The sequence below is a fragment of the Mycobacteriales bacterium genome (assembly GCA_035690485.1).
GTDB lineage: Bacteria > Actinomycetota > Actinomycetes > JAFAQI01 > DASSKL01 > DASSKL01.
This window is the reverse complement of sequence record DASSKL010000064.1, coordinates 1-8,893: the sequence shown is the minus strand read 5'-3', so window position 1 is coordinate 8,893 and position 8,893 is coordinate 1. Positions and strand designations below refer to the sequence as shown.

Sequence of the window (8,893 nt, the reverse complement as noted above, 5' to 3'; positions counted from 1 at the left end):
TCAGGTACCGCCCCTGCTCGCCCGAGCCGAGCGCGCGCACGGTGGCGACGGCGTCCTCGGGGGTCGAGTACAGCTTCTCGTTGATGGCGTTCTCGACACCGTCCTCCTCGCCACCGACGACGCCGACCTCGATCTCGAGGATGACGTGGGCGGCCTTGCACTGCGCGAGGAGCTCCTCGGCGATCCGGAGGTTCTCGTCGAGCGGCACGGCCGAGCCGTCCCACATGTGCGACTGGAACCACGGCGTGCCGCCGGCCTTGACCCGCTCGGTCGAGGCGGCCAGCAGCGGCCGGACGAAGCCGTCGAGCTTGTCCTTCGGGCAGTGGTCGGTGTGCAGCGCGATGTTGACGTCGTACTTCTTGGCGACCTCGTGGGCGTAGGCCGCGAGGGCGATCGACCCGGTCACCATGTCCTTGACCGTCGGGCCCGACAGGTACTCGGCGCCCCCGGTGGACACCTGGACGATGCCGTCGCTGCCCGCTTCGGCGAAGCCGCGGATCGCGGCGTTGAGGGTCTGCGACGACGTCACGTTGATCGCCGGGTAGGCGAACCGCTGCTCCTTGGCGCGGTCGAGCATCGCGGCGTAGGTCTCGGGCGTGGCGATCGGCATCTGACTCTCCTCCGTCGTGGGCGGGTGGGCCGGCCGGAACCGTCAGTATGCCCCGCCGCGTCACGCTCGAATGTCGGCCTCGACGGCCTCCCACGCCTTGCGTGCGGCGATCAGCACGGGGTCCCACACCGGGGCGAACGGCGGGGCGTAGGACAGGTCGAGACCCAGCACCTCGTCGACCGCCATCGCGTTCCAGCAGCAGACGGCGAGGACGTCGATGCGCTTGGCGGCACCGTCGCGCCCGACGATCTGCGCACCCAGCAGGCGGCCGGAGCGACGCTCGGCGGTCAGCTTGACCCGGATGGGAGCGGCTCCGGGGTAGTAGCCGGCGCGGGTCGTCGAGTCGACCGAGGCCGTGACGAACGTCAGCCCCGCCTCCCGGCACTCCTGCTCCGACAGGCCGGTGCGCGCCACTTCGAGGTCACACACCTTCGTGACCGCGGTGCCGATGACGCCGGGGAAGGTCGCGTAGCCGCCACCGATGTTGATGCCGACCACTCGGCCCTGCTTGTTGGCGTGCGTGCCGAGCGCGACGACGACCCGCTCGCCGGACAGCCGGTGCACGGACTCACAGCAGTCGCCGGCCGACCACACCCCGTCGACGAGCGTCCGCTGCCGGCGGTCGACCCGCACCCCGCCGCTGGTGCCGAGCGGGATGCCGGCCTGCTCGGCGAGGGCGACGTTGGGGCGTACGCCGAGACCGAGAACCACCACGTCGGCGGGAAGCACCCGCCCGGAGGCGGTGTGGACGGCGACCGCCCGGCCGGCTGCGTCGGTCTCGATGCACCCGGCCCCGTCGCCGAGCACCAGCTCGATGCCCATGCCGCGCACCGCGTCGGCGACGTACTCGCCGACATCCGGGTCGAACGTGCCGATCGGCGTCGGCGACAGGTTGACGACCGTGACCTCGAGGTCGCACAGGCGCGCCGCCTCGGCGATCTCGAGACCGATGTAACCGCCGCCGACCACGACGACACGGCGGGTGCTGTCGTCGTGCAGCGCGGCGCGCAGAGCCGCTCCGTCGTCCAGCGTCTGCACGCCGTAGACCCCCGCCGCGTCGATCCCGTCGATCGGCGGCCGCATCGGCACCGAGCCGGTCGCGTAGACCAGCTGGTCGAACGGCTCCATGACGTCACGGCCGGCCTCGAGATCGCGAGCCGTGACCGTGCGCCGGTCGAGGTCGATCCCGATGACCTCGTGGCGGGTGCGCACGTCGATGTCCCAGTCGCGGCGGAACGCCTCCGGCGTGCGGCTCACCAGCGCGGCCACGTCGTCGACGGTGCCGCTCACCCAGTAGGGGATGCCGCAGGCGGAGTAGGACGTGTACCGGCCGCGCTCGAACGCGACGATCTCCAAGTCGTCTGCACCGCGTCGCCGGCGGGCCTGCGAGGCCGCGCTCATCCCTGCGGCGTCACCGCCGATGACGACGAGGCGCTCGGGCATGGCCGGACTGTAGTCGCCGCCAGGCACGCACCCGCCGGAGTCGACGTCAGATCGATCTGAGAGGAAGGTGCCCTAACGTGTCGGCGTGCACCCGCTCGCCGTCAACATCCTGAGTGCCCAGGACCTCGTCTCTACGTTCGGCGAGCTGGGCGTCATGGTCGTGCTGTTCCTCGAGACCGGCATCCTGCTCGGCATCTTCCTGCCGGGTGACTCGCTGCTGTTCGTCGCCGGTTTCGCCGCCTCAGGTGGGATCGCCGGAGTCCACCTGCATCTCGGCTACCTGCTTCCGGCCGCACTGTTCGGCGCGATCGTCGGCGCCCAGACCGGCTACGAGATCGGGCGGCGGGCCGGCGCGCCGTTGTTCGACCGGCCCGACTCGCGGTTGTTCAAACGCAAGTACGTCGATCGCGCCGAGGCGATGTTCGAGCGGTTCGGTCCGGGCAAGGCGATCGTCCTGGCCCGGCTCGTACCCGCCGTGCGCACGCTGCTCAACCCGTTCGCCGGCATCGTCGAAGTGCCGCGGGCGGTGTTCGCCGTCTGGAACATCGTCGGCGCCGTCATCTGGACGGTCGGCGTGACGCTGCTCGGCTACTTCCTCGGCCAGGTGTCGTTCCTGAGCAAGCACATCGAGCTCGTCATGCTCGCGGTCGTCGTCGTGTCGCTGATACCCATCGTGATCGAGCTCGCCCGCGAGACGCGCAAGGCCCGCCATCACGACACGCTCACTCTTCCGGGCGCGGAATCCCGGCCGGACGCCTGATCTGGCGGATCATCGGTCGCATGACCGATGCCGCCACCGATGTGCGCGACCGCCTGACCAGGCGCCGCCTGGTCGCGGCGCTCCCCTCCAGCAGCCCACGCGTGCTGTCATTCACCTCTCACTGGTGGGACGGCGCCTGCCACGTCCCCTCGCTGGTGGCCCGGGTCGGTGGTCGGCGACTGCGCGCAGTCGAGACGCACCGCGGAGTGATCCTGCTCCCGGCATCCGCGAGCCGCGCCCGCCGCGCTCTGCAGTCCTGGCGGCACACGCCGATGGGCGGCCCACTCGCACCGTCCTGGGCCCGGCTGACGACCTCGCCGGGCGTGCACGGCACCGCTCTGCCCGGCGCCCCCGTTCCCGCCGCTGCCGCCGGCGTCGCCGCTGCCGGGCCGCCGGAGCTGACGATCGTCCCCGGGCCGCCGCCGGGGATCCGGCTCCAGTGGCAACCCGTGCGGCTGCCGGCACAACGACCCGCACCGGAGATGGTGCACATCAGCCAGGACGTCGACGTCGCCAGCTGCCCGGTCGCCCGCTGCGGTGGCCTGCGCGTGCTGCCGGCACCAGGACAGGCAGCGGCCGCCGCGGCATCGTGCCCCTGCTGCGGCCTCGCCGCCTGACCCGTAGAGACGCTCGAGCTGCTCGTCGGTCTCCGTCTCGAGATCGGCCAGAAACTCAGTCCAGGCCGAGGTCTTTCAGCGTGAACGCGTAGCGGTAGTCGAGCCCGGCCGCGCGCACCGCCTCCTCCGCGCCCCGCTCGACGACGACCGCGACGCCGACGACCTCGGCCCCCGCCTCGCGCAACGCCTCGACGGCGGTGAGGACGGAGCCGCCGGTGGTCGAGGTGTCCTCGACGGCGAGCACCCGTCGCCCGGCGACGTCGGGCCCCTCGATCCGGCGCTGCAGACCGTGCGCCTTGCCCTCCTTGCGCACCACGAACGCGTCGAGCGCGCGCCCCCGCGCGGCGGCCGCGTGCATCATCGCGGCGGCCACCGGATCGGCCCCGAGGGTGAGCCCGCCGACCGCGTCGAAGGACCACTCGCTCGTCACGTCGAGCATGACCTGACCGACCAGCGGTGCGGCCGCACCCGACAACGTCACCCGGCGCAGGTCGACGTAGTAGTCGGCCTCGCGGCCGCTGGAGAGCACCACTTTGCCGTGGACGACGGCGTGGTCACGGATCTGCTCCAGCAGTCGGTCGCGGGACACGGCCGCAGGCTACCGGCGGGCGGGCTCCACGTTGTAGGACGGCAGCACGTCGGCAATCTGCGGGAAGTCGGTGTAGCTGGCACCCGGCGGAGTGGGCAGCGTCGGCAGCAGGTGGACGAGCGCGTAGGACGTGACCGAGTAGAGCGGCGCTCCCTGCTTCGGGCTGCCGACTGCCGAGAGAGGCACCGTCACCGTGATCGTGCCGGTCTTCGGGTCGACGCTGCCGGTCACCGAGCTCGTCGCCGGGTAGTAGGCGTACTTGATGGCAAGCCCGTCGGTCACGGGCTGCGCCGGGCCGGCGAAGTAGCGCCACTGGCCGCCGTCCCACTCGGCCGCGACCGCGTAGACGCCGTCGTGCTGGACGAACCGCGTGAGGTAGGTGGCCACCGGCATGCCGGTCGCCGCCGGGACACCTGACGGGTCGGCGTTGCGGACGTGCAGCCGCACGACGAGGTTGCCCTTGCCGTCGTACGCCGTGCTGCTGTCGAGCACCTGCAGCGCCGGCACCGTGGTGTGGTGCCCGCTCGCGCGGACTCCGTTGGTCGGGGTCGGCAGCGCCGGCACCTGGCCGACGCTCACGTAGAGGCTCGGGCCGGTGGCCTGCCGGACGAAGTGGGCGAAGGACGGCGCGGCGGCCGGGCCGTTGACCACCTCGTTGCCGAGCTGGTTGTCGCCGTCGGCGAAGCTGATCATCGCCCGCCCTGCCTTGTCGGCGGTCACCGTGAAGAAGTCGCCGAGCTCGCGGTCACCGGCCGGGCCGGTCGACAGGGTGCAGCCGAGGCCGGACAGGCAGACCGGGTCGATGTGGTTGGGCCGGTCGCTCATCTGCGCCTGGGCGAAGGTCGGGTGCGCCGACGTCGCGTTGAGGGTCTGCGCGAGGTAGACGTACCACGGCCCGTAGTTGGTCGTCGGGTTGTCGCTCTTCGGCGAGCCGTAGAAGGCGATGTCGAGCCGGCCCGAGTCGCCTGCGATGGCCGTCGGCATGACGGTCACCGCGGCCGGGGCGCCGTTGACGGTCACCGGGGCGCTCCAGTGCCGGCCCGCGTCGGAGGTGAACGCGTAGCGCACCTGGAAGGTCTTGGCGTCGGTCCAGACCAGGTACGCGGTGCCCGCCCGGTCGACCGTCACCCAGGGGAACAGCACCTGGTGCTGGTCCTTGAGCACGCTGGACTCGCTGACGGAGTCGGGCTTGCTGCCGGCGCCGATGACGACGAGGCGCAGCCCGCCGGCGGTCTCGATCGGCAGGTAGGTGGTGCCGTAGTGCGGGCTGGACGCGGTGTTGTCTGTCGCGGGCGGGCCCGCGATCTCGACGTCGGTGACGCACGGGGTGGCCAGCCCGGCCTGGGTGCAGAGGGTGCCGAAGGTGATCTGCGGCGCGCCCGCGGTGCCGGCCTTCGTGGGCAGCGGCGCGGCCTTGATGTACTCGCCGTAGGACTGCCGGGTGACGTCGACACTGCCGACCTTGCCGACCGGGGCCTGGGTCACGCCGTCGCGGTAGATGTAGAGCATCCGCTGGTGCCGGTCGTCGCGGCTCAGCCACTGCCGGTCGGTGAAGTAGTTGGCGCCGTCGTGGAAGTTGGCCTCGCAGTTGCTCGCCCACGTCGTCCCGTGGTCGTGGCTGACCCGCGCGGGCACCTCGGGGGCGCCACCGAGATCGATCATCCAGAGGTCGCCGCTGTAGTGGTCGGTCGCCAGCGCGCTGTCGCCGCCGCCGGTGCACTGGTCGAGCTTGCCGACGCCGGGGACGGCGCTGAGCGTCTGGAACGTCGACCCACCGTCGACGCTTCGCTGCAGGAACGACTGCGTGGTCGAGAAGCCGAAGATCTGCGACTCGTAGACCGTGCCGTCGGCGGGTGAGATCTCGGTGGTCGGCTCGGTGCCCAGCCGGAACGGGTCGGCCACCGTCTCCCGGGTGGCGGTGATGCCGCCGGCGGCCCACCGCTGCTGGCGCTGCATGGCCTTCGAGGTGATCGTCAGCTTGCCGACGTAGGCCTGGGGTGCCGCGTTGACGAACCCGCACGCCTGCACCGTGTAGGTGCCGGCCGCGGGGTTGACGGTGCTGACCTGCTCGGTCGTGCTCGACGTGTCGCCGCTGCCGATCTCCTGACCCTTCGGGTCGAGCACCGTGATGATCTCGTCGGCGGTGTTCTCGTCGCCCGCCGTCGGCGTCCAGCTAATCGAGAAGGTCGCCTGCGACGCCGTGGTGTCGTAGCGGCCGACCGGCACGGCGATCGCGATCGTGTGCTGGTCGGCGGTGGCCGGGGCGGTCACCGTGCAGTCGCTGCTCGGGTCGCTGCCTGGCGGGATCGTGCCCTTCCACGTGTAGGTGACGGTCTTGTCCGCCGTCGGCACCGTCACCGCGCTGCTGCCGCCGGCGGCGGCGAGGGCGGGGATGGTGATCGCGACGGCGGTGACACCGGCAAGACCTAGGGCGAGGACCCGTGCGTGACGCATCTGGCGCGCTCCGATGCAGGCAAAGTGCAGTGGAATCCCCCGGGCCCGGCCGTCGCTCGAGACGCCCGATCCCAGGGGTCATCCATCGGCTTCGCCGTCGAGCGGCGATCTCCTGCTGTCACGCGGGTCACAGGTCGTGTCGCGAGGCTCAGCCCGTGATCGCGGGCTCCCGCCTCGTCGCGGTCACGACCAGGCTGTCGCGGCCGTCGGCCACGTCGACGGTGACGTCGTCTCCGTCTCGGACCTGACCGGCGAGCAGCGCCCGGGCGAGCTGGTCGCCGATCGCCGACTGCACGAGCCGGCGCAGCGGCCGCGCGCCGTAGACCGGGTCGTAGCCGGTGAGCGCCAACCACTCGCGCGCAGCGGGCGTGACCTCGAGGGTGAGCCGCCGTTCGGCGAGCCGGCGCGCGAGCCGGTCGACCTGCAGGTCGACGATGCGGGTCAGCTCCTCCATACCGAGCGAGGAGAACACCACGACGTCGTCGAGGCGGTTCAGGAACTCCGGCTTGAACTGCTCGCGCACGACCCGCAGGACCGCCTCGCGCTTCTGCTCCTCGGACAGTGCCGGGTCGTTGACGTAGACCGACCCGAGGTTCGACGTGAGGATCAGGATCGTGTTGCGGAAGTCGACCGTGCGGCCCTGACCGTCGGTCAGCCGGCCGTCGTCGAGCACCTGCAGCAGCACGTCGAAGACGTCCGGGTGCGCCTTCTCGACCTCGTCGAGGAGTACGACGGTGTAGGGCCGGCGGCGCACCGCTTCGGTCAGCTGGCCGCCCTCCTCGTAGCCCACGTATCCGGGCGGGGCGCCGACGAGCCGGGCCACCGAGTGCTTCTCGCCGTACTCGCTCATGTCGATGCGCACCATCGCGCGCTCGTCGTCGAACAGGAAGTCGGCGAGCGCCTTGGCCAGCTCGGTCTTGCCGACGCCGGTGGGGCCGAGGAAGAGGAACGAGCCGGTCGGTCGGTCCGGGTCGGAGATGCCGGAGCGGGCACGGCGTACGGCGTCGGAGACCGCGCGCACGGCCTCGGACTGGCCGATCAGCCGCTTGCCGAGCTCGTCCTCCATCCGCAGCAGCTTCGCCGTCTCGCCCTCGAGCAGCCGGCCGGCGGGGATGCCCGTCCAGGCCGAGACGACCTCGGCGACGTCGTCGGGGCCGACCTCCTCCTTCACCATCGCCTCGGCTGCGCGCGCCTGGTCGGCGGCCGCTGCCTCGTCGAGCTCGTGCTGCGCCGCCGGGATCTCGGCGTAGAGCAGCCGGCTGGCCGCCTCGAAGTCGCCGTCGCGTTGGGCGCGCTCGGCCTCGGTGCGCAGGTCGTCGAGGCGCTTCTTCAGCTCGCCGACCCGGTTGAGACCGCCCTTCTCCCTTTCCCAGCGGGCATTCAGCGCGGACAGCTGCTCCTGCTTGTCGGCGAGCTCGGCGCGCAGCCGCTCCAGCCGGTCGCGGCTGGCCGGGTCGTCCTCGCGGGCGAGGGCCATCTCCTCCATGCGCATCCGGTCGACCTGCCGCTGGAGCTCGTCGATCTCGACCGGCTTGGAGTCGATCTCCATGCGCAACCGGCTGGCTGCCTCGTCGACGAGGTCGATCGCCTTGTCGGGCAGGAAACGCGCGGTGATGTAGCGGTCTGACAGCGTCGCGGCAGCGACGAGGGCAGCGTCGCTGATCTGCACCTGGTGGTGCGCCTCGTAGCGGCCCTTCAGCCCGCGCAGGATGCCGATCGTGTCCTCGACGCTCGGCTCGCCGACGTAGACCTGCTGGAAGCGCCGCTCGAGCGCGGGGTCTTTCTCGATGTGCTCGCGGTACTCGTCGAGCGTGGTCGCGCCGACCATCCGCAGCTCGCCGCGGGCGAGCATCGGCTTGAGCATGTTGCCGGCGTCCATGGCGCCCTCGGCCGCGCCGGCGCCGACAACCGTGTGCAGCTCGTCGATGAAGGTGACGACCTGCCCCTCGGACGACTTGATCTCCTCGAGCACCGCCTTGAGCCGCTCCTCGAACTCGCCGCGGTACTTCGCCCCGGCGAGCATCGCGCCCAAGTCGAGAGCGATCAAACGCTTGCCCCGCAAGGACTCCGGCACGTCGCCGGCGACGATGCGCTGCGCCAGCCCCTCGACCACGGCCGTCTTGCCGACCCCGGGCTCGCCGATGAGGACGGGGTTGTTCTTGGTACGCCGGGACAGCACCTGCACCACCCGGCGGATCTCGGAGTCGCGGCCGATGACCGGGTCGAGCTTGCCGTCGCTCGCTTCCTGCGTCAGGTCGCGGCCGTACTTCTCCAGGGCCTGGTAGGTCGACTCGGGGTCCGGGGTGGTGACGCGCTGGTGCCCGCGCACCTGGGTGAAGGCACCGAGCAGCGCATCGGCCGTCGCGCCGACCTCGCGGAGCAGCGCCGCGGTCTCGCCGCCCTCCTTCGCGAGGCCGACG

General features: G+C 71.7%; 7 protein-coding genes. 2 read left to right on the top strand and 5 right to left on the bottom strand.

The annotated features are described in order from the left end of the window. Positions 1 to 610, bottom strand: a 610-nt coding sequence (locus tag VFJ21_08770) for a class II fructose-bisphosphate aldolase (protein ID HET7407205.1), incomplete at its 3' end; no start/stop codon positions are given. Between the two features lie 60 nt (positions 611 to 670). Further along, positions 671 to 2,053: an FAD-dependent oxidoreductase gene (locus tag VFJ21_08765; GenBank protein HET7407204.1), complete on the bottom strand. Its 1,383-nt coding sequence runs from the start codon at positions 2,051 to 2,053 to the stop codon at positions 671 to 673. 85 nt (positions 2,054 to 2,138) lie between these two features. On the opposite strand from VFJ21_08765, the gene VFJ21_08760 reads away from it, so the two are divergent. Continuing rightward, positions 2,139 to 2,813 (top strand): VTT domain-containing protein, encoded by a 675-nt coding sequence (locus tag VFJ21_08760; GenBank protein HET7407203.1) that lies wholly within the window; start codon positions 2,139 to 2,141, stop codon positions 2,811 to 2,813. Between the two features lie 20 nt (positions 2,814 to 2,833). Beyond that, positions 2,834 to 3,430, top strand: a complete 597-nt coding sequence (locus tag VFJ21_08755; GenBank protein HET7407202.1) for a hypothetical protein — start codon at positions 2,834 to 2,836, stop codon at positions 3,428 to 3,430. A 55-nt stretch (positions 3,431 to 3,485) separates the two neighbouring features. Here the strand turns inward: VFJ21_08755 and pyrE are convergent, their stop codons facing one another. From pyrE to VFJ21_08740, 3 genes are all read right to left on the bottom strand, one after another. Beyond that, positions 3,486 to 4,019 (bottom strand): orotate phosphoribosyltransferase, encoded by a 534-nt coding sequence (gene pyrE, locus VFJ21_08750; protein ID HET7407201.1) that lies wholly within the window; start codon positions 4,017 to 4,019, stop codon positions 3,486 to 3,488. Between the two features lie 9 nt (positions 4,020 to 4,028). Further along, positions 4,029 to 6,473 (bottom strand): hypothetical protein, encoded by a 2,445-nt coding sequence (locus tag VFJ21_08745; protein ID HET7407200.1) that lies wholly within the window; start codon positions 6,471 to 6,473, stop codon positions 4,029 to 4,031. Between the two features lie 148 nt (positions 6,474 to 6,621). Continuing rightward, positions 6,622 to 8,893: AAA family ATPase (locus VFJ21_08740; protein ID HET7407199.1), on the bottom strand; the 2,272-nt coding region annotated here is incomplete at its 5' end.